Origin of the sequence: Desulfosarcina widdelii (genome assembly GCF_009688965.1) — a bacterium.
GTDB lineage: Bacteria > Desulfobacterota > Desulfobacteria > Desulfobacterales > Desulfosarcinaceae > Desulfosarcina > Desulfosarcina widdelii.
The window spans coordinates 3,762,264-3,786,960 of sequence record NZ_AP021875.1; the positions used below are offsets into that span (position 1 = coordinate 3,762,264).

General features: G+C 55.5%; 22 protein-coding genes. 6 read left to right on the forward strand and 16 right to left on the reverse strand.

What is annotated here, in order from left to right:
• Positions 1-67 precede the first annotated feature (67 nt).
• Entirely contained in the window at positions 68-964 is an 897-nt protein-coding gene (locus GN111_RS17305) for a TP0624 family protein (RefSeq protein ID WP_155304948.1), read from the forward strand.
• Between the two features lie 27 nt (positions 965-991).
• The gene (locus tag GN111_RS17310) at positions 992-1,348 is read left to right on the forward strand and encodes a tetratricopeptide repeat protein (protein WP_155304949.1); all 357 of its coding nucleotides are present in this window, start codon (positions 992-994) and stop codon (positions 1,346-1,348) included.
• Between the two features lie 80 nt (positions 1,349-1,428).
• Here GN111_RS17310 and ahcY read toward each other — a convergent pair whose 3' ends face one another.
• The 12 genes from ahcY to GN111_RS17370 all read right to left on the reverse strand — a co-directional run bounded on the left by ahcY (position 1,429) and on the right by GN111_RS17370 (position 17,464).
• On the reverse strand, positions 1,429-2,883 hold the full coding sequence (ahcY, locus tag GN111_RS17315; RefSeq protein WP_155304950.1) for an adenosylhomocysteinase: 1,455 nt from the start codon (positions 2,881-2,883) through the stop codon (positions 1,429-1,431).
• A gap of 77 nt (positions 2,884-2,960) precedes the next feature.
• Complete coding sequence (metK, locus tag GN111_RS17320) at positions 2,961-4,127, reverse strand: methionine adenosyltransferase (protein WP_155304951.1); 1,167 nt, start codon at positions 4,125-4,127, stop codon at positions 2,961-2,963.
• Positions 4,128-4,165: 38 nt separating this feature from the next.
• The gene (panC, locus tag GN111_RS17325) at positions 4,166-5,011 is read right to left on the reverse strand and encodes a pantoate--beta-alanine ligase (protein ID WP_155304952.1); all 846 of its coding nucleotides are present in this window, start codon (positions 5,009-5,011) and stop codon (positions 4,166-4,168) included.
• Between the two features lie 256 nt (positions 5,012-5,267).
• Positions 5,268-5,900 carry a cytidylate kinase-like family protein gene (locus GN111_RS17330; protein WP_155304953.1) on the reverse strand — a complete coding sequence of 211 codons (633 nt, stop codon included), beginning with the start codon at positions 5,898-5,900 and terminating at the stop codon, positions 5,268-5,270.
• 59 nt (positions 5,901-5,959) lie between these two features.
• Complete coding sequence (locus GN111_RS17335) at positions 5,960-6,838, reverse strand: universal stress protein (protein WP_155304954.1); 879 nt, start codon at positions 6,836-6,838, stop codon at positions 5,960-5,962.
• 40 nt (positions 6,839-6,878) lie between these two features.
• Positions 6,879-7,271, reverse strand: a complete 393-nt coding sequence (locus tag GN111_RS17340) for a response regulator (RefSeq protein WP_155304955.1) — start codon at positions 7,269-7,271, stop codon at positions 6,879-6,881.
• Positions 7,272-7,525: 254 nt separating this feature from the next.
• On the reverse strand, positions 7,526-7,828 hold the full coding sequence (locus tag GN111_RS17345; RefSeq protein WP_155304956.1) for a helix-hairpin-helix domain-containing protein: 303 nt from the start codon (positions 7,826-7,828) through the stop codon (positions 7,526-7,528).
• Between the two features lie 75 nt (positions 7,829-7,903).
• Complete coding sequence (locus tag GN111_RS17350; RefSeq protein ID WP_155304957.1) at positions 7,904-8,389, reverse strand: GNAT family N-acetyltransferase; 486 nt, start codon at positions 8,387-8,389, stop codon at positions 7,904-7,906.
• A 332-nt stretch (positions 8,390-8,721) separates the two neighbouring features.
• Positions 8,722-13,494: a PAS domain S-box protein gene (locus GN111_RS17355; RefSeq protein WP_170302349.1), complete on the reverse strand. Its 4,773-nt coding sequence runs from the start codon at positions 13,492-13,494 to the stop codon at positions 8,722-8,724.
• Positions 13,495-13,657: 163 nt separating this feature from the next.
• Positions 13,658-14,545 carry a universal stress protein gene (locus GN111_RS17360; protein ID WP_155304959.1) on the reverse strand — a complete coding sequence of 296 codons (888 nt, stop codon included), beginning with the start codon at positions 14,543-14,545 and terminating at the stop codon, positions 13,658-13,660.
• Positions 14,546-14,561: 16 nt separating this feature from the next.
• On the reverse strand, positions 14,562-16,112 hold the full coding sequence (locus GN111_RS17365; RefSeq protein ID WP_231715479.1) for a sodium:proton antiporter: 1,551 nt from the start codon (positions 16,110-16,112) through the stop codon (positions 14,562-14,564).
• A gap of 266 nt (positions 16,113-16,378) precedes the next feature.
• Entirely contained in the window at positions 16,379-17,464 is a 1,086-nt protein-coding gene (locus tag GN111_RS17370) for a S1C family serine protease (RefSeq protein WP_155304960.1), read from the reverse strand.
• Positions 17,465-17,614: 150 nt separating this feature from the next.
• Between GN111_RS17370 and GN111_RS17375 the strand changes: the two genes are divergently transcribed.
• Positions 17,615-18,475, forward strand: coding sequence for a DMT family transporter (locus GN111_RS17375; protein ID WP_170302350.1), 861 nt, complete (start codon positions 17,615-17,617; stop codon positions 18,473-18,475).
• A gap of 75 nt (positions 18,476-18,550) precedes the next feature.
• Positions 18,551-19,093, forward strand: a complete 543-nt coding sequence (locus tag GN111_RS17380; RefSeq protein WP_155304962.1) for a type I restriction enzyme HsdR N-terminal domain-containing protein — start codon at positions 18,551-18,553, stop codon at positions 19,091-19,093.
• Between the two features lie 28 nt (positions 19,094-19,121).
• Here GN111_RS17380 and GN111_RS17385 read toward each other — a convergent pair whose 3' ends face one another.
• Together GN111_RS17385 and GN111_RS17390 are read right to left on the reverse strand one after the other, a co-directional pair.
• Positions 19,122-19,682, reverse strand: a complete 561-nt coding sequence (locus GN111_RS17385; RefSeq protein ID WP_155304963.1) for a nucleotidyltransferase family protein — start codon at positions 19,680-19,682, stop codon at positions 19,122-19,124.
• A gap of 23 nt (positions 19,683-19,705) precedes the next feature.
• Positions 19,706-20,383, reverse strand: a complete 678-nt coding sequence (locus GN111_RS17390) for a zinc ribbon domain-containing protein (protein ID WP_155304964.1) — start codon at positions 20,381-20,383, stop codon at positions 19,706-19,708.
• A gap of 370 nt (positions 20,384-20,753) precedes the next feature.
• On the opposite strand from GN111_RS17390, the gene GN111_RS17395 reads away from it, so the two are divergent.
• Together GN111_RS17395 and GN111_RS17400 are read left to right on the forward strand one after the other, a co-directional pair.
• On the forward strand, positions 20,754-21,533 hold the full coding sequence (locus GN111_RS17395) for a hypothetical protein (protein WP_155304965.1): 780 nt from the start codon (positions 20,754-20,756) through the stop codon (positions 21,531-21,533).
• 158 nt (positions 21,534-21,691) lie between these two features.
• Positions 21,692-22,030: a hypothetical protein gene (locus GN111_RS17400; RefSeq protein ID WP_155304966.1), complete on the forward strand. Its 339-nt coding sequence runs from the start codon at positions 21,692-21,694 to the stop codon at positions 22,028-22,030.
• A 176-nt stretch (positions 22,031-22,206) separates the two neighbouring features.
• On the opposite strand, the gene gltA is transcribed toward GN111_RS17400, so the two are convergent.
• Both gltA and GN111_RS17410 read right to left on the reverse strand, forming a co-directional pair.
• The gene (gene gltA, locus GN111_RS17405) at positions 22,207-23,619 is read right to left on the reverse strand and encodes an NADPH-dependent glutamate synthase (protein WP_155304967.1); all 1,413 of its coding nucleotides are present in this window, start codon (positions 23,617-23,619) and stop codon (positions 22,207-22,209) included.
• A gap of 120 nt (positions 23,620-23,739) precedes the next feature.
• The gene (locus tag GN111_RS17410; protein ID WP_155304968.1) at positions 23,740-24,576 is read right to left on the reverse strand and encodes a sulfide/dihydroorotate dehydrogenase-like FAD/NAD-binding protein; all 837 of its coding nucleotides are present in this window, start codon (positions 24,574-24,576) and stop codon (positions 23,740-23,742) included.
• Positions 24,577-24,697: the final 121 nt, after the last annotated feature.

Consider the following 24,697-nt stretch of genomic DNA (forward strand, 5'->3'; position numbering starts at 1 on the left):
TGACTTCTCCGAATTTGTACAATATATATTTTGCACCGGTCAACATCATAGGGGTAACTACCAAGAATTGAAAGTAAAATTTATTCTGCGCCCATTCTACCAACTCTTCGTGCTGATTGTTTTCTCCCTGGCTGCATCCGCTATGGCCGATGGTCCTCTGGTTCAACAATCGGGCAGCGGCTGCATTGATTGGAGCGCGGGAACGGTTCGGGCCAAAGGGATCGGCACCCCCGCCCAAATTGGTGACAACGCGTCGCCGACCGCAGCCTCGGCCATTCTGGATAATGCCCTGCAGATGGCCCGGGCAAAATTGCTGGATACGGTAATGACCATACGCATCGATGCCGGCAGCCGCGTAGCGGACCGCGTCCGGGGAAACCCGGACTTTTTGGAAGGGCTGCGCACCCTTGCCGGCAACGCCTCCGTCAACCGGCAGGAGTACCTTTCTGACGGAACACTGGAGATTGAACTGACCATGAACCTGACGGGGGGATTCGGCCAGTTTGTACTGCCGGAGGAAATCCGCCAGGTGGAGCCGGTCACCACGGTGAACGCGGCCCAAAAAGAGACGAAGCCGTCATTCAAAGAAAAGGAAGGCAACGACAGCGCCCCCTATACCGGACTGATCGTCGATGCCGTCGGGATTGGCGCCCTTCCCGCTTTGGTTCCGGTCATCGTCGATGAATCCGGGGAAGTCGTTTTCGGCCCCGCCTTTGTCAGCCGCGAATTTGCCGTATCCAGGGGAATGAGCGGTTTCGCCGCCACCTTGGATGATGCCCGCAAAGATCCACGAGTGGGCGAACGGCCCCTGATTGTCAAGGCTATCCGGACCCGTTCGACGGGAAAAACGGATCTGGTTATTCCAACGACCGACGCCGCCCGCCTGCGCAGTTCGGCCATTCATTTGAATTTCCTGAAAGCCTGCCGGGTGTGCATTGTGCTCGATAAGGTGCAGACACAGTAAAATCGTTCGACGGATAAGGAGAAAATCATGGGTCGTCGCAATTGCTTTCCGCTATTGATGCTGGCGGTGATCATTATCGTGGCTTGCGGGCCGGACACGATTTTTCTGCGGCCGGCACTGGACACCCCCGAGCACCATGTCAAAAATGGACACAGTCTCTTAAGCCGCGGAAAAATCAATGCCGCAAATGCCGAATTCGTGCGCGCAAAAACATTGGATGCCGAATATGCGCCGGCTTATGTGGGCCTTGCCCTGGTTCAGGCCAGACAGGGGGATGTCGAAGGGGGCTTGACCACCCTGGAACGCGCCAAAGAACTGGTGGCCACGCCGGAACAAAAGCAAGAGGTCGAAGACAGCTTGATATTGATCGAAGAGATGCAGTAAACAAAGGCCACTGCAAGCAGCCGAATCGATTCATAAACAAATAAGCGGTCGGGGGCACTCCCCGACCGCTTATTTGTTTATTAATAGCGGTAATGATCCGGCTTGAACGGTCCGTCCACCGGCACGCCCAGGTAGTCGGCCTGGACCTGATTGAGCTTGCTCAGCTTGACGCCCAACCGGGCCAGGTGCAGCCGGGCCACCTCTTCGTCCAATTTTTTCGGGAGGGTGTAAACGTCGGTTTTATAGTCGCCCGTGGCCAGTTCGATCTGCGCCAGGCATTGGTTGGTGAAACTGTTGCTCATCACGAAACTGGGATGGCCGGTGGCGCAGCCCAAGTTGACCAGCCGCCCCTCGGCCAGAACGATGATCGTCCGACCCGATTCCAGCGTCCACATGTCTACCTGGGGTTTGATTGCGGTTTTCTTGCACTTCGGGTTGTTGTCGAGGTAATCCATGGCGATCTCGTTGTCGAAATGGCCGATGTTGCAGACGATGGCCTCGTTTTTCATCTGCTCCATGTGCGCTCCGGTGATCACCTTGTAGCATCCGGTGGCCGTAACGAAAACGTCTCCCACCGAGGCGGCGTCTTCCATGGTGGTCACTTCGAATCCCTCCATGGCTGCCTGCAGCGCACAAATGGGATCGACCTCGGTTACCAGCACACGGGCGCCGTAGCCGCGCATGGAGTGCGCACAACCCTTGCCCACATCACCATAGCCGCATACCACCACGATCTTGCCCGCCATCATGATGTCCGTGGCCCGCTTGATGCCGTCGGCTAGAGATTCCCGGCAGCCATACAGGTTGTCGAACTTGGATTTTGTCACCGAGTCGTTGACGTTGAATGCTGGAAAAAGCAGTTCGCCTTTCTGGGACAGATGGTAGAGACGGTGCACGCCGGTGGTGGTCTCTTCTGAGACACCCTTGACGGATTCGGCAATCCGGGTCCAGCGACCGGAATCATTTTCGAAACTGGATTTCAGGCGGGCCATCAGTAGCTGCTCATCCGCAGAATCGTAGGCTTTTTCCAACAGGGACGGATCTTTTTCCACGGCAACTCCCTGGTGGACGAAAAGGGTGGCGTCGCCGCCGTCATCCACGATCAGGTGCGGGCCGCTGCCATCGGGCCAGACCAGGGCCTGTTCGGTGCACCACCAGTACTCTTCGAGGTTCTCGCCCTTCCAGGCGAAAACGGCCGCCGAGCCTTTGCGGGCGATGGCCGCCGCGGCATGATCCTGGGTGGAAAAGATGTTGCACGAGGCCCAGCGAATGTCCGCCCCAAGAATTTTAAGGGTGTCGATAAGCATGGCCGTCTGGATGGTCATGTGCAGGCTGCCGGTGACCCGCAACCCTTTAAGGGGCTGTTTGGGGCCGTATTTTTCGCGCACGGCCATCAGTCCGGGCATTTCGTTTTCCGCCAGTTGCATCTCCTTGTCGCCGAAGTCGGCCAGTTCGATGTCGGCAACTTTATAAGACAAGGACGCATCGTAGGCCGGCGGGCCGTCGATCGTCACCACTTTTTCGGCAAGGGTCATGATTGTTCCTCCATAACATAGGGGACCCGGACGGTCCCCTGTGATTCTTCAATAAAAAATAATAATCATTATACGAACTACAAGCCCGCCTTCTCTCGGATAATGTCGGCCATATTGGTCTTTTCCCAAGAAAATTCAGGTTCGGTCCTGCCGAAGTGTCCGTAAGCGGCGGTATTTCGGTAAATGGGGCGCAGCAGATCCAGGTACTCGATGATGGCTGCCGGACGCAGGTCGAAGACCTCCTTGACGATCTCCTCCACCCGCTCTTTGGGCACCTTACCGGTATGCATCAAATCGATCATCACCGACACCGGTTCGGCCACGCCGATGGCGTAGGCGACCTGCACCTCGCATTTTTTGGCCAGGCCGGCAGCCACGATGTTCTTGGCCACGTGGCGGCCCATGTATGAGGCGCTGCGGTCCACCTTGGAGGGGTCCTTGCCGGAAAAGCAACCGCCGCCGTGGCTGCCCTGCCCGCCATAGGTGTCCACGATGATCTTGCGCCCGGTAAGCCCGCAGTCGCCCATGGGGCCTCCCACCACGAACCGTCCGGTGGGATTGATGAAATAGCGGGTGTCGCCGTCGATCATCTCCGCGGGAATCACTTTTTTGATGACCTCTTCGATGATGGCCTCGCGCAGGTTTTCGTAGGTAACGTCGGGCTTATGCTGGCTGGAGACTACCACCGTATCCACCCGTTTGGGCTGACCGTCATGGTACTCGATGGTCACCTGGGATTTGCCGTCCGGACGCAGAAAATCCAGGGCGCCGTTCTTGCGCACCTTGGCCAGACGCCGGGTCAGCTTGTGGGCGTACATGATGGGCATGGGCATCAGTTCCGGGGTTTCGTCCGTGGCGAAGCCGAACATCAGCCCCTGGTCGCCGGCGCCCTGGTCCTTGTACAGACCCTGGCCGGTATTTACCCCCTGGGCGATGTCCGGGCTTTGATGGTCGATGCTGGTAATCACGCTGCAGGTGCGCCAGTCGAACCCCATCTGCGAGGAGTGGTAGCCGATGTCCTTAATCGTTTCGCGCACGATCTGGGGCATGTCCACGTAGCATTCAGTGGTGATTTCGCCGGCAATGAAGGCAAGGCCGGTGGTGACCAGGGTTTCGCAGGCGACGCGGCAGCTTTTGTCCTGGGCCATGATGGCATCCAGAACGGCGTCGGAAATGGCATCGGCAACCTTGTCCGGATGGCCTTCGGTAACCGATTCGGAGGTAAACAGAAACTTGTTGGTCATGGAAAACTCCTTTTATGGTAATGAGTGTTCATTCATGTTCAGGGAGTCAGCAACATGTTGTCGATGAGCCGCGCCCGGCCCACCTTCACCGCCAAGGCCATCAATACCGGACCGTCGATAGCGGTTACCGCGTCCAACGTCGACGGATCGCAAACGGCGATGTAATCGATCCGGGTTTCCGGATAGGCCTGGATGAGAGCTTCAGCGGACGCGATGATGGTATCGGCACGGGTTTCCCCTGCCTTTACCCTCTTTTTGGATTCGGTCAGGACCCGATACAGGCTGCAGGCGGCTTTGCGCTGATCATCGGCAAGATACATGTTTCTGGAACTCATGGCAAGGCCGTCGGCCTCCCGAACAATGGGCGCACCGACAATGTCGACATCCAGATCCAGATCCTTGACCATCTGCCGGACAACTAACAGTTGCTGGTAGTCTTTTTCTCCGAATATGGCCATGTTGGGCCAGACGATGCCCAGCAGCTTGGCGACCACCGTGGCCACCCCGTCGAAGTGCCCCGGCCGCGAAAGACCGCAAAGATGACCGGGAAGGGCATTCAGTGCAATCGTCGTCTGGAATCCATCGGGGTACATCTGCGTTGCGTCGGGAATAAAAACCGCGTCAACCCCTGTTTTATCGGCCATTTCCAGATCCCGCGCCTCGTCCCTGGGATAGGCGGCCAGATCCTCGCTGGGGCCGAACTGGATGGGATTGACGAAAATACTCACCACCACACGGTCGGCCAGTTCCCGGCCCTTTTTCATCAGCGAGAGGTGGCCTTTATGAAGGAAACCCATGGTGGGGACAAAAGCGATCGTTTTCCCCGACTGCCGCAACGTGGACGAATAGGAACGCATGGCGTCGATGGTACGTAAAATTTCGATGGCAAGCTCCTTTTTCTATGCTGTATCCGGCTCGATTCCGCAATTGATCAAGCGACCCGGTATCGAGCAAATGACTAAAAAAAACCGCGGGCATGCCAGCAATAATGTACCCGGGTGCCAATGTCAATAAGGATACGCTTGCCTACCAACGGTTTCAGGCAAAACCGATGGTCGGTTTTGCCTGAAGCGGGAGGATATCGTTGTAAGATAGTGACAATCAATTAAACGATGCGGCGGCAGTGCGCTTGCCGCCTGTTTACGCCACCTCCTCTTTAAGTTGGCTGGCCACGAGTTCGCAGACCATATCCCGGGCCGTATCCAGATCCAACCGCCCCATGTTGAGGACCAGGTGGTAGAGCTGCGGATTGTCGTAATCGCTTTTCCCCAGCCGTTTGAACAGGCTCAACCGTCGACGGTCTTCGTTGGCGACCATGCGTTCGGCTTTTTTCTGGGGCATGTCATACTGCTTCATCATGAACTTGACCCGATTTTCAAACTGGTCCACGAGCAGGATGTGAACGGCGTCGGGATGGTCGTTGAGAATATACTGGCTTCCCCGGCCGAGAATGACCACGTCGCCTTCATCGGCAAATTGGGCGACGATCAGAACGAGGTAGTCCAGGTAGATCTGTTCGTCCAGATAGCCTCTTTCGTCGGAAAGTACGCGATCCAGCCAGCGCTTGGATACCATGCTGGAAATGAAACGGGAAAGCTTGCTGCCGGCTTCTTTTTCGAAGGATTCGATCCATTCGGTGGAGACGTTGGCCTCTTTGGCGACACGCTGAATGATGTCACTGTCGGCGAAGGTGTACCCCATCTTTTCGGCAATCATTTTTCCCAGGGTAATGCCGCCTGCGCCAAACTGTCTCGAAATCGTGATGACCGCCATGTCTCCCTCCTCAGTCTCGTTGCAGGTTAGGATCTGTATGCTGTATAAAAAACCAACCGCTACTCCTCTTTGGGCGGAATGAGCAAAATCGGAAAAACGGACCGCTCCGCCAAGGCCTTGCCAATGCTGCTTCCCCAGCGATCCGTCCACAGCGATTTACGCGGCGAACCGGCAAAAATCATTGAGGACTGGCATTCCCGGGCGGCTTTGTCGATTTCTTCTACCGTATCCCCGATGTAAACATGGGGTCGGGCCATAATGCCATTGTCTTCCAGATCGTCACACAGGTCTTCCAGCTTGCTGCGGTTTTCCTTGCGCGTCTTCTGAATGGCCATGGCCGAAGTTCCCTTCAGATCTTTCTCGCTGGCCACGTGCACGACATCCACTTCACGGATCACCGCTTTCAGGGACTTGAGATATTCGATGGCTCGGCGGCTGGCGCTGGACCAGTTGGTGGCCAAAAGGGGCTTTTCAAATGGATTTTCAGCCAGCGGGCCTTTTCGGGTGAGGTACTTGTAAACCAGCACCGGCGTGGCTGAACGATGAACGATTTCGGTGATGTCGGAGCCGGAATAAAGCTGCTCGAAGCGACCTTTTTTATCTGGGCTCAGTACGATGAGATCCACCGACTCTTTTTCAGCCGCCTGAATCACCTGGCTGGCAAAACTGCCCACGACGATATAAACGCCCACTTCCATGCCCTGTTCGAAAAGGGTCTCGGCCCAGTCGATAAACCGGATGTTGGCTTTTTCCCGGAGCCGGATTTCAGCGCTCTTCTCATACCCCTTGCCCCTGCGCATGGCCACCTTGTCACGCTCGATGACGTTTAAAAAAACCACATGGTTCAGGGCCGCTTTTTTCAGGTCCAGCAAAGACTGCAGTGCATCGAACCGAAGCTTGTCGAACCGGGTGACAAACAGCAGTTTTTTTATTTCCATGTTGTCTCATCCTTGCCTGCCGGGCAAACCCGCCGGCGAGCTAGTCCAAAAACTTTCTCAATTCCTGGGCCAGTTCCTCGGGTTCGACAGGCTTTTCCAGATAGCTCTCCGGCTCCGGAACCGGTTGATCGCCAAACTCCGTAAGCGCCTTCTGACTGCGCAGAAAGGTTCGTTTGGCCACACCGGAGAGGATGATGACGGGCGTGCCCTTAAGGGCTTTTTCCGTTTTCAGGATGCGATATAAGCGGATACCGCTCTGTTTGGGCATCAGCACATCCAGGACCACCAGATCCGGAGATTCCTGCTTGAGCATCTTCAGGCCCTCTTCGCCATTGGCCGCTTCTACGGGTGTGTAGCCGCTCTCCTCCACGACGGTTGAGTTGAACAGCCGCACATCCGGATCGTCATCCACGATCAATACTTTTTTGCTCATCTTGCAAGCCTCCTTACATGCGATTGCTACGATGGTTGAGTTCGTAATGCGATTGCGCTCTGCCCGGCAAAGTAATATGACAAGTAATTGAAATGTTTTATCTTATCACGACAATCAAAATTTGCAAGCTTCTATTGCACAAGCATTGCAGGAAGCGGGAAATATGAAGTCCAGCTCTTCTTGTTCACCTTTCAAAAAAAATGCATCCCATTAAAATGTTAATGAATTTGATTATTTTTGCGCTGTTTTGCACGTCACTTTTTTACTGCCATCTTAATTGATCCCATATGCTTTTTTCTTTTGTCGGTAAACGCCCACCAGGGGCGTGGAGCCCCCCCTTCCATAAAATGGACCGCTGACATAAAGACATCGAGCACACAGGGATCATGCCTTTTCCCCGATATCGTGCACAGCTCATCATACAGGGCAAATGGATTTTTGCCGATCAGTTTTTTTGGATGATCGATGCCAATGGACTGGAGATCCTTTGCTATGGCTTTTCCGATGTTTGGAAGATCGATCAACCGGAATACGGTTTTTCTGTTCGGGTTCTTCATGTGCGGCCTAAAATTGCTGATTTCAAATATGGATTTTCTTCCATTCTTTTCCTTATCTTACAATCGATAATTGGGTTACAAAATTAAATCATATCTCATAAACAGCACATCAAACGGCAAATGCGAAAATTTTTTAAGTCCATTTTCCACGAAACCCAGTTTTTTATACCAATTCGTTAAGTCGGTATTTTCTGCGATGATCCCGATGCTGATTTCAGGCACCCCTTTTGATTGCGCATAATGGAAAACATTCCGAACAAGCTCTGCTCCAACACCCCTATTTCGATAAGCAGGCAGTACAGACAACCGGTTGAGATAGCCAACTTCGGGATTGGGCTGCTCGAATGCTACGCAGCCCACATTTACGCCATCTATTTTGTATAAAAAAAACGCCTCACCTCTTTCAAAGTCAGACAAGGCCCACGCCTCATCATAAAAGGAAGGATGTTTGGGATTGTTCTCTTTTGTGATGCCAAACTTAACGGCCACATCTTTATTCGACAGCGATACGATTTCGGCGATTGCTTTCGCATCTTCGGTGCTTGCAGCGAAAATAGTCATTGATTGGTTTGCCTCTTCACAATAAAAAATTGAGAGTACTCCCGCTCTGTTCAAGCAACATGATGGGCTGTCGAATCGTTTTTATGGACTGCTTCAGCGTGTAGTTTTATTCCGAGCACATTTACGCCTTGTTGCCTTCTAAGAATAGAACGCTCCACCGGGTTAAATGGAATATGGTGAGATAAATCAGCCCGGCGGGTTTTCAATTTAAAAACCCGGCAAACCAAAGGAACAAGGTATACCGATCTATCACGGAATCTGCTACGACCGACAGCACTTGATTTGGGGTCGGGCATCCTTCCAGTCACGAAAGCGCCCGATCTTCTAATCGACTAATCCTTCCCGCCGGCATCACCTGGCGTCACTGGAAAGCGCAAAGTAAAGGCAGTACCCTTCCCCTCTTCGGAATTCACCTCGATGGTCCCCTTGTGCTCTTCTACCAGTTTGGCGGTGACCAGCAGGCCGAGTCCGGTTCCCTTGACCCCTTTGGTGCTGAAAAAGGAAGTAAACAACTTGTCTTTGACCTCCTCGGGCATGCCGCAGCCGTTGTCCTTGACATCAAAGCGAATGGTCTGCTCATCTTCCTTTTCGGTTACGACGGTCACCCGATGTTCTTCTTTATCGACGGCTGTGTCGAAGATGCAGGCATCGATGGCATTGGTCACCAGATTCATCAGGCAGCGGTGCAGGGTCCGCGGGTCCATGGTCACCGGTGTAATCCGGTCGGAAAACTGTTTTACCAGCGCCACATCGTTATCCTGGGCCACACCATCCATCAGTTCGCAGACATCCTCGGCAGTGTCGTTGGGATTGAAGGTTTCGTACTCGGGCTCCCGCTCTTTGGAATAGGAGAGCAGGTCCATCACCAGGTCGGAGGTGCGGGTGATGTTGCGCTGGATCATGTCCCAGCCGCTGCGTAATTTATCGTTGTTGTCCCGCGATAATCCAACATCCACCAGATAACTGCCGCCCTTGAATCCATGCAGGATGTTTTTGATGCAGTGAGCCAATCCGGCAACGGTCTGGCCAACGGCGGCCAGTCGCTCACTGTTGACCAGTTCCCTTTCGAGGCGCTTGATCTCGCGCAAATCCTGGAAAAAGGCGACCGTACCCATCATTTTCTGTTTGGCCCGCAGGGTGGTTCCGGCAAAACGCACGGGAATGGCTTCTCCGGTGCTGGCTTTGATGTCGGCTTCTTTCCAGGCCGAGGCTTCGGCGCCATCACCGGGGGCGTGAACGAGCGCATGCTGGACCCATTCGGGAAGCAATTCGCGGGCATCCTTGACCCCCTCCACGTCTTTGGCCGAATAACCGAAAATGCGCTCGGCCGCCGGATTGAAAATCACGGTTTTCCACTGGTCGTCCGTGGCAACGATGCCGTCATTGGCGCTTTTGATCAGCTTGGCCTGGAAATTGGATTTCTGGATAACTTCGTCGTGCAGCAGGGCGTTTTCGATGGTGGCCCCGATGCGGTTGCCGATCAGATCCAGCAGATGCAGCTCTTCGGAAGAAAACCGCTCGGCGGCCTTTTCGATCCGCATGACCCCCAGACTCCTGGTTTCCTTGGCGCTGATGGGAATATAGGCGAACGTGGGGCTGTCCGCTTGCGGTTCGTCGGCATCGTGGTCGCTGTTCTGGTAAATCAAGGGCTTGTCCGTACGGGACACTTTGCGGATCATTTCCGGTTCCGAATCCGGCCCCTGGCTTCCTCGACCGGGCTCCGCGTAGCAGGTATTGAAATACCGCAGGTCGAAGCGGCCGTTGCCCTCATCCATGTACAGACAAACGCTGTCCGCCTGAAAGAAGTCACGAATTTCCATCACGGCGTGGTCGATGCGGGATTGCAGGCTAAGCGGCGAATTGAGGGCTGTGTAAATCGAGCACAGCGTCGTCAGTTCGCGATTGCGGCGGCGCTGCTCTTCTTCCGCATGCTTGGCTTCCGTGGTGTCCAAGAGGGTTTCAATGGCTCCCACCAGGCTGCCGTCAGCGGCTTTGATCGGTGCTGCGGTGAACCAGCACCAGCGCCCGCCTTTGCCCAGGTTGGGGAAAAAGACTTCCGCTTCGTAGGCGCCTTCGATCAGCTCGGATTTTTTCCACTTGCCGCCATACAGATCCCAGATCTCCTGGTCGCCCTTCTGATCGATAATCAGATCGGCCATGGAGGGCCGCTCGCTGTCCCAGAAGGGCGCCCACTGCCGGTCGGTTCCCACCATCTCCGCGGCGCCATGGCCGGTCAACTTTTCCATGGCCTGATTCCAGTGGGTAATCAGATGATCACGGTTCAAAACGAACGTGGGGATGGTGCTGCCCTGGATAATCTGTGACAGGGTACGCTGGTTTTCCTCGAGCTTGCGAGTGTACTGACGGCGGTCGGCTTCGGCCCGTTTCTTGTCCGAATAGTCCCACAAGGTTTCGATGGCGCCCACCACGCTGCCGTCGGCGGCCTTGATCGGTGCCGCTGTGAACCAGCACCAGCGTCCATTGCTTCCCAGTTTCGGGAAAAAAAGCTCCGCTTCGTAGGCGCCTTCGATCAACTCGGATTTTTTCCACTTGCCGCCGTACAGGTCCCAGATCTCCTGTTCACTCTTACGGTCCAGGATCACATCGGCCATGGTGGGCCGCTCGCTGTCATAAAATGGAACCCATTGCCGAGCGCTCCCCACCATTTGGGTTGCCGGATAGCCGGTCAGCAGTTCCACCGCCCGATTCCAGTGGGTGACGACATGCTCCTGGTTGAGTACAAAGGTGGGAATGGTGCTTCCCTGAATGATCTGGGACAACAAACGATGACTCTCTTCGACTTCACGGGTGTACCGGTTGCACTGGGCTTCAGCCTCTTTTTTCTCGGTGATGTCCCAGAAGGTTTCGATGGCGCCGGAAACGCTGCCGTCGGCGGACCGTATGGGGGCTGCGGTAAAAAAGAGCCACTTGCCGCCCGATCCCAGCTTTGAAAAAAAGACCTCCGCTTCGTAGGCACCTTCGATGAGCTTCGACCGCTTCCAGTTGCCGCCGTATAAGTCCCAGATCTCCTGTTCGCTGCAACGGTCCAGAATCAGGTCGGCCATGGTGGGCCGCTCCTTTTCCCAGAAAGGCACCCACTGCCGCCGGGTTCCCACCATGCGGGAGCCCGGATAACCGGTCAGCCGCTCCAGGGCCAGGTTCCAATGGGTGATGACGCGATCCTGGTTGAGTACGAAGGTGGGCACGTTGCTGCCCTGAAGAATCTGAGCCAGACGATTCTCGCTCTCTTCGATGCGAATGAGATCGCGGCGGTGTTCCGCTTCGACCCGCTTGTTTTCCGTGGAGTCCCACAAGGTTTCGATGGCGCCCATCAAGGTGCCGTCCGGGGCCTTGATGGGTGCGGCCGTGAAAATGAGCCAGCGGCCGTTTTCACCCAGATGTTCGAAAAACTCTTCAGCCTCATAGGCGCCTTCCAGCAAAGATGAGGGGCGCCATTTGGCGCCGTAGTATTGGCTGATCTCTCCGGTTTCCAACTGGTCCAATATGACGTCGGCCATCAGGGGACGGGCCTTCTTGCGAAAGGCTTTCCAATGATGATTGGTCCCCACGATCTCCTCCGCCGTATAACCGGTCAGCTTCTCCAGCGCCCGGTTCCAGTGGGTCACCATGTGGTTCCGGTTGATCACGAAGGTCGGCGTCGTGCTTCCCTGAACGATCTGGGAAAGGGCCTGCTCTTTTTCTTCCAGGTCTTTGACGTAGCGGCGGTTTTCCGCTTCGGCGCGTTTTTTGTCCGTTGTGTCCCACAGGGTTTCGATGGCGCCGACAACAGTGCCGTCGGCCGTCTTGATGGGCGCCGCCGTAAACCAGCACCACCGCCCGCCGTTGGACAGTTTGGGGAAGAAGACCTCCGCTTCGTAACCGCCTTCGATCAGCTTGGAGGGCCGCCAGTGATCGCTGTAAAGCTCCCGGATTTCCGCATCGTCAAGCTGCTTCATGATCACATCGGCCATGGAGGGCCGTTCGTTGTTCCAAAACGGCTCCCACTGGCGCCGCGTGCCGATCATCCGGGCGGCCGGGTATCCGGTGAGTTTCTCCAGGGCCTGGTTCCAGTGGGTGATCACATGATCCTGATTGAGAACAAAGGTTGGCACGCCGCTGCCTTGAAGAATCTGGGAAAGGGTGCGCTCGCTGGCCTCGATGCGCCGGGTGTAGGCCCGGCGTTCACTTTCGGCCTGCCGACGTTCAGTGGTGTCCCACAGGGTTTCGATAGCACCGACAAGGGTGCCATCGGAGGCTTTTATGGGTGCGGCGGTAAAAAATACCCAGCTCCCGTTTTCCCCCAGATGCTCGAAAAACTCTTCGGCTTCGAAACCACCTTCGATCAGGGTGGACGGCTGCCAGCGCGATCCGTAATAGTGGTTGATCTCGCCGGTCTCCAACTGGTCCAGGATGACGTCGGCCATGATGGGCCGTTCCTCTTTGCGGAACGGTTTCCAGTGATCGCGGGTGCCCACGATTTGTTCGGCAGTGTACCCGGTCAGCTTTTCCAGGGCATGGTTCCAATGGGTGACCACGTGATCCCGGTTGATCACGAACGTCGGGATAGTGCTTCCTTGAACGATTTGCGACAGGGACTTTTCTTTTTCGTATAGTTCGTTTTCGATCTGCTTGAAACGGCGGTTGCGCTGCATGACGATCTCGGCGGTCTTGCGGAAGCAGCGGTTGATACGCGCCCTGGCATTTTCAGAGGTGAGCTTTTCGGTCTCCAGGGCGGCAAAGGCGTCCTCACGAATGGCTTCCAGTTGGAGCAGGTCCCAGAGGAAGCGCGAATCTTGGTGGTTGATTAGCTCCACCCCTGCCGGTTTGATGCGGGCGATCTCACGGGCCAGTTCCAGATCCCAGGTAACCTCGATGATTGTGTCCAACCCCTCGAGGCGGCATATCTCGCGATAGTCGCTGCAGTTAAAAATATTCAAGGAACGGGCGTAGCTGATACCCGCAGCGTTTTCGTTGATGTCGGCCACGCCCAGGATCGTTGGCTGACGACCCTTGAAATGGTCGCTGAGCACATGCCTGAGCAGTTTTTCGCAAAACCGTCCCCCGCCGACCATGGCGATTTTGGTGTTTTCTAGGTGATGGATCATGGTACCCTTATCCGTGCCCATCCATAAATGGCCAATTTGCCCGATATCTGCGTTATAAGAAAAATTTTATCCTCGAAATATCAACCATATGCCTGCGGTAAAATTTTTCGAAAGCCTTGATCTCGACCAAATTTGCCGATTTATGGACGGACACGATCAAAATTTATGGAACTAAAAGAACCGGCAGTTCGCTCAATTCGGCAATCTGGTGGGAGACGCCCCCCAGCCAGTATTCCTGGAACCAGTCTTTTCCCGTTCTGCCCAGGACGATCATGGTGGCACCGTAGTCCCTGGACAGCTTGATGATTTCTTCTACCGTACGCCCCATCGCCAGATGCGATTCGCTCTGAACGCCGGCCTCGTCGACCCGACGGCAGTAGGCGTCCAGCCGCTTGAGGCTTTCTTCTTCAAGACGTTTGATGGTCGCATCATCCAGGTTTTTTAGCATGCGCGCCCCCATCACGTGGGAAACGATAATTTTTTCAACCAGGCCCTTGAGCCCGATGACCGCATCCAGGGCACGCCGGGAAGGCTCCGACCAGTCCGAGGCCAGCAGCGGACGTTTCCAGATCTCTTCGTTGGTGCGCGTGAGCTGCTCACCCTGCCATTCATACTGGACCATATATTTGCTCATAAGCACCGGAATGCTGCTGCGACGCAGGACATCCAGGACGTGATTGCCCACGTAAACCCTTTCCAGGGCAGTGCGCTTTTTGCGACCCACCGCGATCAAGTCGGCCTTCTCTTCCTCGGCCGCCTTTAAAATCTCGGCATTGATGGCGCCCACTTCTACCCGCTTGCAAAATTCAAGCTGCGGGTCGTCGATGGTTTGAATCCAGTCGTCAAAAGTACGATGTGCGGTTTCGATAAAACGTTTGCGGTCTTTTTTGAGGATGCCGCCGTAAGGCACGAACTCAACATCCTCCCTGGGAATCACATGGACCAGGACTACTTTCTTGAGTCCGGCCGCCTTCAATTCGAGCATGGACTTTAACGAATTGAAGGCCAATTCTCTGAAACGGGTGTGAAAAAGCAGGGTGGTGAATGGCATTGCCGGCCTCCTGTCCCTAAAAAAAGATCACGGTTACAACCACAAATGTCGGAATCAGAAATACAAGCGTGTATTTGAGGATGTAACCGAAAAAACTCGGCATGGTTGTCCCGGCTTCCTCGGCAATGGAGCGCACCATAAAGTTGGGGGCATTGCCGATGTAGCTGCAGGCACCGAAGAAAACGGCTCCGGCAGCGATGGCTTCCAGAAAAAGGGCTTTTTCCGTCATCAACAGGGGAACCGCCTGAGCTTCGGCCATACCCGGAAAGTGGCTTCCCAGGGCGGTGTTGAAGAAGGTCAGGTAGGTTGGCGCATTGTCCAGGAAACCGGAAAGGGCCCCGGTGACCCAGAAGTAATGCAGCGGCTCCTTGACGGCATTGATCAAAAAGGCCAGCTGGCCGCTGGCGCCGGCTTTAAGAATCAGCAGGCAGGGGATCATGGTGATAAAAATGCCCACGAACAGGTAGGCCACCTCAATGATGGGGAACCAGGTAAAGTCATTTTCCTCACGGATCTCCACCCGGGTGGTGGCCATGGATAGCAACCCCATGACGATCAGCAGGCCATCCCTGACCCAGTCCTGGACGCCGCGGTGCACCCCCAGGACGTTCACCTCGCCCCAGTCGACCACGCCGCTCATCAGAACCGCGCCGACGATACCGGCCAGAAAAATGAAGTTGTGAATGCCCACCAGCTTCAGGGGGATCTTTTCGTCCGTATTCGCCAGCTCCCGTTTGGGCTCCTTTCTGTAATGATACAGGTCCAGAAAAAAATAGATCACCAGTAAGATCCCTGTAACAACGAGCATGTGAGGCAGGATTTTCATTGTCCAGAAAAAGGAGACGCCGTGCAGAAAGCCCAGAAACAGGGGCGGGTCTCCCAGGGGAGTCAAAGAGCCGCCCACATTGGCTACCAGGAAGATAAAAAAGACCACCATGAAGGTGCGGTTCTTGCGGTAATCGTTGGCCCGCAGAAAGGGCCGGATCATCAGCATGGCTGCGCCGGTGGTGCCCATCCAGGAGGCCAGCAGGGTACCGATGATCAGCATGACGACATTGACCGCCGGCGTTCCCCGCAAAGAGCCTTTCAGCAAAATGCCGCCGGAAACGGTGTAAAGGGACCACAACAGAATAATGAAGGGAACGTAATCCGCCAAAAGGATATGAAAAATCTCGTACATGGCCGTCGTCTTATAGACGAACAGAAACGGCACGGCCATTGACGCCGCCCAGAAGGCGGACACCTTGCCGAAATGATGGTGCCAGAATTCCGGGGCGACCAGCGGAAACAGGGCGATTGAGAGCAGCATGCAGGCAAATGGGAGGCAGCTCCAAAGCGGCAGCTTGGGTCCCAGGTCTTCATGGCCATGATGGCCGGACGGTCCTGCCTCGACGTGATCGTCATCGCCGTGGTGATCCGGATCGACAGAGCCGTCGCCCTGCGGATGCTGAACAGTGCCATTATGGCTGTCCGAAGCCCACAGCAGGCAGCTTGTTGTGGTCATGGCAAGGCAGAAAACCATACACCAGAAAAAAAGTACGATCAGGCGTCTGGAAAATATGCTCATGGGCTGTACGGCCTCCCCGATGAATGAAGGGGTCGATACAAAGCTGACCCTCGTCGATGATAAAAGGAGATCATTGACTGAACTGTTCAATGGACCCAGGGGCAGTCACGTTCACAGAGCAAGGGCTAACCAACAGATATGAAATGAAATGCATACCTTACATACTACGGTTCTCTTTTTTTTGTCAACCGGTTTGGCAAGCGCCCGCGTGAGAACAGAAAGACGGCAGGCCGGTCGAAGCCCGGTAAAAAGACCGGCAGCACCTTTCAGATACCATCGAATGCTTCCATGGCTACGCTGATGGAAATGGCAAATCCCAGCCCTTCGAACTTATGCGTCAGCTTTTTAAAGGTATTGATGCCGATCACCCGCCCCTGGGCGGTCACCAGAGGACCGCCACTGTTGCCCGGATAGATTTGTGCATTGGTTTTGACAAAAGGTCCTTCAAAGCCGGACACCACGCCGGAGGCGACCGAATTTCTCAGATTCACCGGGTTGCCGATGGCATACACCGGGTCCCCTTGCGCAGATGCAAGCGGCGGGGACGACCGGATAAACGGCGTCGTATACCCGTCCACCTTGAGCAGGGCCAGGTCGTATTGGTCGCTGATCTCGACCACATAGGCATAAAGGGGGGTATTGTCCGCCAGATAGATGGTGAAATTGCGGCTGAGCCCTGCCAGACTGACATCCAGGCGCTGCTGGACAAGCGACGTTTCAAAGCGGGATCGTTCCGAATCGAGTTTTTTCCGTTGTTCATCAACGGATTGCTCCCAACGCCGGAACCGCTGCAGCCCTTCCCGGTATCGCGTTTCATTGAAATCCCTAGTGGACGATTCCGGCTGGCCGTCGATGTATTGGCGAAAGTTTTCGAGATCGCTGCGAGCCTCCTGCAACCGCTGCGACTCACGGTCGAGCTTTGCCTGGTAGCGCTCCAATGTTTTGGCCCGAGACGCCGCCGCCGGATCATCCTCCGTTCCCGTCTTCGGATTCAAACGGATCACATGCTTGTTGGTGAGGATGTAGCCGTCGTCGGTCACGAAAAAACCGGAGCCATATCCGAAACTGGTTTCAACGGCCACGGTAGCCAGGGTGGCCGTCTCGATGTCATTGGCCGGATGCAGCGCGGCGATAAGCTGTTCACGGAGATTTCTTGTCTCGCCATGGACTGGAGGGGAGGTCCCGGACGAGCTGTTCAGTTGCGCGGCGGGGACCTGTGCGGGATCGTCGGTAAAATGCCAGACCCCGTCCTTTTTGTATTTGTATACGGCGGCGGACACCGATGCGGCGGTGACGGCCACGGTAAGAAGTACGAGACAACAGGAAATGATGCATTTAGGGGCGAATGGCATGGGCGCTTCCTATTGAACGACAGGCGAGTTCATAAAAAAGTTAGTATGCCACGGCTCCGGGATCAATTCAAGGCAGCCATTCAAGCATTGATTTGACGCCATGGTTCGGTGTAGATAGTGAGTTTTTAATTCGAATCGAAACCGTTGATCGTGAAACCAGACCGCGCCTCCGGACTCGTCGAAATTCATGTGGCTGTGCTTTTATTCGGCCTCGCCGGCCTGTTCGCTAAGTTTTTAACCCTGCCGGCCTGGTGCATCGTTTTGGGCCGGACCGGCTTTGCCACCATGGCCCTGTCTGCGGTGTTGGTTTTCGGCAAGCGCGGCCGCTACCCGCAAGGCGGGAAAACCATCGCCCTGTTCTGCCTTCTGGGAATTATCCTGGCGATCCACTGGATCACGTTTTTTCATGCCATCCAGATTTCCAGTGTGGCTGTGGGGCTGCTGGCCTTTTCCACCTTCCCGGTGTTTATCACCTGCTTAGAGCCTTTCTGGTTCAACGAAAAACGGCGGGCAATCGATTGGGTGACGGCCCTTTTGGTACTGACGGGGCTGGGGATCATCGTCTATCCTTCAGGCTTCCGCGGGCAGGTTTTTTCCGGCGTTATCTGGGGCACATTGGCCGGATTCACATTCGCCATCCTCTCGTTGCTGAACCGCAAGTGGGTTCGGGATTATCCGCCGGTGGTCATTGCCCTGTACCAGAATGCCGTTGCTACGCTGGTATTGCTGCCCATGCTGGCAATGGTGGATCTGCATGTCGATACCAGGCAGATCGGCCTGCTGGTTTTCCTGGGGGTGATCTGCACGGCACTGTCCCACGCCCTGTTCATTCGGGGGCTGCGCTTTGTGCGTGCGCAGCTGGCCTCGGTGATCGCCTGCCTCGAGCCGGTATACGGGATTGCTTTTGCCTTTTTCCTGTTGCATGAAGTCCCTTCGACATCCACCCTCGCCGGTGGTGCGCTCATCGTTATAACGGCCGTCATGGCCACGCATCGACGCGCGCCGGTTTGACAATCGGTTACAGCTATCGCAAGAGAAAAGGATTGAAACTTCGAAAGATAAAAGCCTTCAGGAGGTCTAATTGTTATGAAACCAGATGAAACCAACCCGGACATCATCGTCGATTTTATTACCGGCGAGTCCGTGCCCCATGTGGGACCCGAGATCAATCGACAGCGAATGGAACGCTACCTGGTTGAAGAGAGGGGCTACCGCCGTGAGGAGATCCTGGTGGACGCCCCCATCGCGATCGATATCGACGGGGAAACCTACCGCTCGACGGTTGATCTGGTGGTGCGGATCGACGAGCGTCCGTTAATCGCCATCAAATGCGCCGCCGGATCTCTGGGCTCCCGAGAGCGTGAGATCGTCAGTGCGGCCCGGCTGCTGGCCGATTCACCGCTGCCTTTAGCGGTTGTTTCCGACGGATCGGACGCTAAGGTTCTGGATGGGGGTTCCGGAAAGAAAAGGGGAAGCGGGATGGCGGCCATCCCTTCCCGGGAAGAAGCCGTCGTTATGGCTCAGGCCGACCCGCTGCCGCCGGTGCCGGCGGATCGTTTGGCCAGGGAAAAGCTGGTGTTTCGGTCTTACGATTCCATGAACGTCAACGTTCGCAGCCGGGAGAAGTAATCAGACTGGGGTGAGCGCCCACCCGATTTCAGGCCTTGAATTCGTAGGCATCAACCATCTTATCGGTGAACCGCATCAAAGGACCGCGGCGCTCCGTCGCATACTGTCGCAGGCGCTCCCACCATTTTTTGCCCATCAGAACCCGATGAACGGAGTAGTCCCTGCGGTCGGTAATGCCGTCGATCTCGATCTGTTCGATGCCGAAGGAACCGTATTCGGTACCCAGCAGCATGGCGGCGGCAATGATGTCGATGGCATGCTCTTTGGCCAGCACACGGCCGTATAGTTTGGGAAGCGCCGAGGCGAGACTGTCATACCGAAGAATTCTGGCAATCCCCGCAATGCGGTCCACCGTGAAGCTGTGCAGCTCCACCTCGCACCCGTAATCCTTTTTCATCACCAGAAAGGGCGTGTTGTTGGTAATGACGAGCAGATCCACATCGTTGGGCGGATGATCCCCCGGGTCCCCGGCCAGGTGTCGGGCCAGCGACCCGAACAACAAAAGGGCCTTGGGGTGATAATCTTGCAAATCCGACCGGATGCGTTCGATGGCCGAAAGCATGGGGGCCAGATGGGGATCGTTTTCCACGACACCTCGCTATCGGGTTGAGATTATTGGCCAGCCACGTCCTTGCCGCAATGCTTGCAAACCTTGGCCCGCTTCTTGATGATTTCCGCGCAAAAGGGGCATTCGCGCGTGAAAAACCGCTCGTGAATTTTGCCCACCGCAGTATCGACCTGTTCCTGAAGCTTTTGATTGCCGAACTTCAGATTGCGAATGGGCTCGATGGCCTCCAGTTCGCCGATGTCGCCGATCATCTCTGCGGCTTTCAACCGGACCCGCACCGGTTCAGCCGAATCCATGAGCAGCCGTAAAATGGTTACGCCGTCCTTATTGACGTAGCAGTCGGCAAGAATAGAAAAGCCTTTTTTAATATTCTGCTTCAAAGCCTCCTGCTCGGCAAGCACCCTGTCGTCGATCACCTGCCCTTTGGCCCCCTGGGGGCTGAATACCGGGATCAATTCAAACTGTGTGGTGCCGGGAAAATTGATGCATCGATAGGAGGCATGATGGGCATAGTTCTCCAGCATGTTGTCCCACCCTTTTGCATACAACGGGCATTCGTCGTTGAAGCACATGAACAGGTACGGAGATCCCCAACCCAGACCGTCGCCGACATTGATGGGCGGCACCTCCCAGATGCTCATCTCCTCACCGCAGTGAGGGCAGGAAGGTTTCTCCATGGTCATGATTTTTTCCAGAACCTGTTCTTTGGTTTCAAAAGCCATTTTTTCGCCTCCATTGGGGTCGGTAACCGATTTGATTCGGGGGTGATGCGTTAGGTCCGTCAATCGAACTTTACGGGTAACAGTAAGGCTTGGGTGGATATTGTCAACTCGAAGCAAAAACCTCCGGTGCCTATTGGTAAAAAGCCATGAACCGCCGCATTGTGTTCATGGTTAAAGGCCTGTCGACGTAAAAAGTCCAACTCTCTATTGAGACTCGTTTTGGCCCCATGCCTGTGTTCCATCTCCTTGGAACTGCAAGCCGGCGGCCTGCTGCTTTTTGAAATTGCAAGTCGTGCCGACTGCAGTTATAAAAGATGAAGACCATGGAAAAAACAGATGGTTGCACGATGACAACGGAAAAGGGGGAAAATTGCCTTACCGGATCGTAGCGCTGATCGCCGCCTTGCTGATGGCATGGGCAGCGGGCTGCACCCACCGCACACCCGATGAACCGGAACGGGAAAAGGCGGCATCCGTAACGACGACGGCGGGACAATCCGGCCTTTCGTCTCCTTCGGTTCCTTCCAAGGGAACCGGGGTCAAAAAAAAGATGCCGGTTAAAGTGAAAACCGGGGACCGGCTGGGATGGGTGGACAACGCCGTGAAAACCTACCCACCGGATCGGTTTCTTACCGGTGTGGGCATCGCACCGGACCGCAAAACGGCAGAACAACGGGCGCTTTCTGAACTGAAAAAACCCTTTGCCAAGGCCATCGCAGGACGCATCACGATGCAGCGCGAAGCCATCGGAAAGCTTTCCCATCCATTGGATCGCGAACTGATCGACCTATCCGCAACCCGCCGCGAAAGCAGTCTAGAAGATGTCCTTGCCTTCGGTCGGGTGGCGGAAATATTCGTCGAAAAAAAACCGCAGACAACCATTTATGCGCTGGCGGTGCTGGATCGGCCCGCGTGCACCCTCCGGGTGGAAAGCCTTGTCCGGCAATTGGATCACCAGCTGAAAAAAATCATCGATCAATCCGAACAGCCGGGGGACCGGATGCAGCCGGGCCAAAAAAAGGAACTGCTGCAAATCTTCGTCCGCAGAGAGGCCCTGGATGCCGCATTGGAACTTACCAACAAAACCGGAAAGGGCGTTCCGATGCCCGTTTCCCAGCAGGCCCTTGCCCGCTTCCTTAAAAAAAAGTGAAAAAAACTAAAGCCGATAACCCTAACAGCCGATAATGAAAACGAGTCTTTTTAAAAATAATCCTTATCGGCCATGCCGGCAAAACCGCGCCGACCCAGAAAAACACCCGAGAAACGGGCAAATATCTATCAACAAAGTCGGGCATAAAGGAGATGCACATGGAAATATCGAACAACAACCCGGTCAGCAACCAGGTTCAGGGGTTGGAAGCCACGACCAAAGCCAGCGAAGTCAAACGGGACGAAGAAGAAGTCAAGGAGCAGGCTGCGCCCCAGACCGAGGAAAACCCGGACTATCGGCTCAGCCTGTCGGAAGAGGCCAAGCAGGCCACTACCGAATTCGCCGCCCCGTCCGTCGACGGGCAGGCTGCGGATGGGGCCAAGCTCTCTGACGAAGAGGCCGTCCAACTGGCCCAACAGGCATCCGCACAGATCGCCCAGACCGACGCCTCCATCTCCAACCAAGCCATCCAGAGAGCGGTCGATCTTTTCACCTAAACAACGGAAATCGATCGGTACTGAATCGAAAAGCCGGACGGGAATCGATTCCCGTCCGGCTTTTTTATCTTCCTTGATTACGTTCAGCGGGCGCCAGTCCGCGAACATTCGATCCGGCGCTCCCTCGCAATCGCCCACTCTGTAGACCTTTTATCGAACGGACAGGGGAGTGGGAACTACCACCCCCAGGTCAAATACTGGTGAATGGAGTCGGCGGCCTTGCGCCCGGCTCCCATGGCCAGAATTACCGTGGCGGCGCCGGTGACGATGTCTCCACCGGCCCAGACACCTTTCTTGGAGGTTTTTCCCGTCTCAGGATCGGCGACGATGTATCCCCATTTATTCAAATCCATGTCCGGGGTGGACTGGGTCAGCAGCGGATTGGCTCCGGAGCCCACGGCCACAATGACCAGGTCCGTGTCCATGTGAAATTCAGAGCCCTCGATGGCGATGGGACGCCGGCGACCGGAATCGTCGGGTTCGCCGAGTTCCATTTTCAGGCACTCCATACCGGTGAGCCGCCCCTTTTCGTCGCCCTCGAATTTGGTGGGATTGGTCAGCAGGAAGAATTCGATCCCTTCCTCCTCGGCATGGTGAATTTCGGCGGCCCTGGCAGGCATCTCGGTCCGGGAACGACGGTAGACGATCTTGACGCTATCGGCGCCTAAACGCATGGCGGTACGGGCGGAATCCATGGCAACGTTGCCGGCGCCCAGCACGACCACATTCTTGCCGATGGGAATCGGGGTGTCTACCTTCGGGAATTGGTAGGCCTTCATGAGGTTGGCCCGGGTCAGGTATTCATTGGCTGACAGGATGCCGATCAGGTTCTCGCCGGGCAGATTCATGAAACGGGGCAGTCCGGCGCCCACACCGAGATAGATGGCTTCGTATCCCTGCTCGAACAATTCGTCCAGGCTGACGGTGCGGCCAACGACGGCATCGACTTCCACCTTGACGCCCAGCCGTTCGAGGAAATTGACCTCCTGGGCCACAATGGCCTTGGGCAGACGGAATTCGGGGATTCCGTAAACCAGGACGCCGCCGGGTTTGTGAAAAGCTTCCAGGACGGTAACGTCGTACCCTTTCTGAATCAGGTCGCCGGCTACGGTGAGTCCGGACGGTCCGGAGCCCACCACCGCGACCTTCTTGCCGGTGGATGCGGCCTTGGGCGGCAGTTCGCCGGTGCCGTTTTCCCGCTCCCAGTCCGCTACAAAACGTTCCAGGTTGCCGATGGCCACCGGTTCTCCCCGTTTGCCCACGATGCATTTGCCTTCGCATTGGATCTCCTGGGGACAAACCCGTCCACATACGGCCGGCAGGGCGTTTTTCTGCCATACGTGCCGAATGGCGCCGGTAAAGTCACCTTCGGCGATCAGGCTGATGAACCCGGGAATGTCAACGCTTACCGGGCAGCCCTCCACGCAGCCGGGCTTTTTGCATTGCATGCATCTGGCAGCCTCTTCCTGGGCCATGGCGACCGTGTAGCCGGTGGGAACTTCCTCGAAATTGCGCCTTCTGACTTCCGGTTTCTGTTCGGGCATTCCCACGCGGGGGGCCTTCCCCTTTTTCTCTTTTTTCTCCGTCATCTCAATCCCTCCATCTCAGCAATCGGCTAACGGTTCCTCCTGTAGCTGATGCCGCGCTTCATGAATCGTATTCAAATGAGCTTTTTCTTCGACCAACCATTCATTTTTCAGATCCAGCCTTTAGCTTGCATCCTGAAGGGTGCAGAAGCCTTCGTAACAGGACTTCTCCTCTTCGCAGTAAGCCTGCAGACGCAGCATCAACTCGTCGAAATTGACCTGATGGCCGTCGAATTCCGGACCGTCTACACAGGCGAACTTGGTTTTGCCGCCCACCGTTACCCGGCACCCCCCACACATACCGGTGCCGTCGATCATGATGGGATTCAGGCTTACCAGGGTCTTGACACCATACGGTTTGGTCAGGTTGGCCAGCGCTTTCATCATGGGAACCGGGCCGATGCCCACCACCAGTTTCACGTCCCCGGCGTCCAACTGTTCCTTGAGAACGTCGGTGACGAACCCATGATGGCCGTAAGAACCGTCATCCGTGCAGACCCGCAGATCATTGGAGGCCGCCTTCATCTGTGATTCGAGAATCAGCAGGTCCTTGGTGCGGGCGCCGATGATGCAGGTCACGTCATTGCCGATCTCTTTCAGGGCCCGGGTAATGGGATGCAGGACAGCGACACCGGTGCCCCCGCCCACGCAGACCACCTTGCCCACTTTCTCCAGGTGGGTGGCTTTGCCCAACGGCCCGATAACGTCCTGAAAACCCTCGCCCACCTTCAGCGTCTTGAAAAGCGCCGTGGATTTGCCCACAACCATGTAAATGATGGTAATGGTCCCCTTGTCCGGATCCGTGTCGGCCATGGTCAATGGAATCCGCTCTCCCTCTTCGTTGGCTTTCAGGATCACGAATTGTCCGGGCTTGGCTTTTTTCGCAATTAGCGGGGCCTCGATTTCATTAAGAATCACGGTCCCTTCGGCCATCTCTTCCCGTTTTACAATCTTGAACATTGCATTCCTCCACGTCTATTGTTTTGTGCGCGGCGACCTCGGCCGCCAAACATTTCCTTTATATATAGCCTGATTCTGGCTAATATACATCGCCGAGTTTTGAAATCAAGCTCAAAACTAG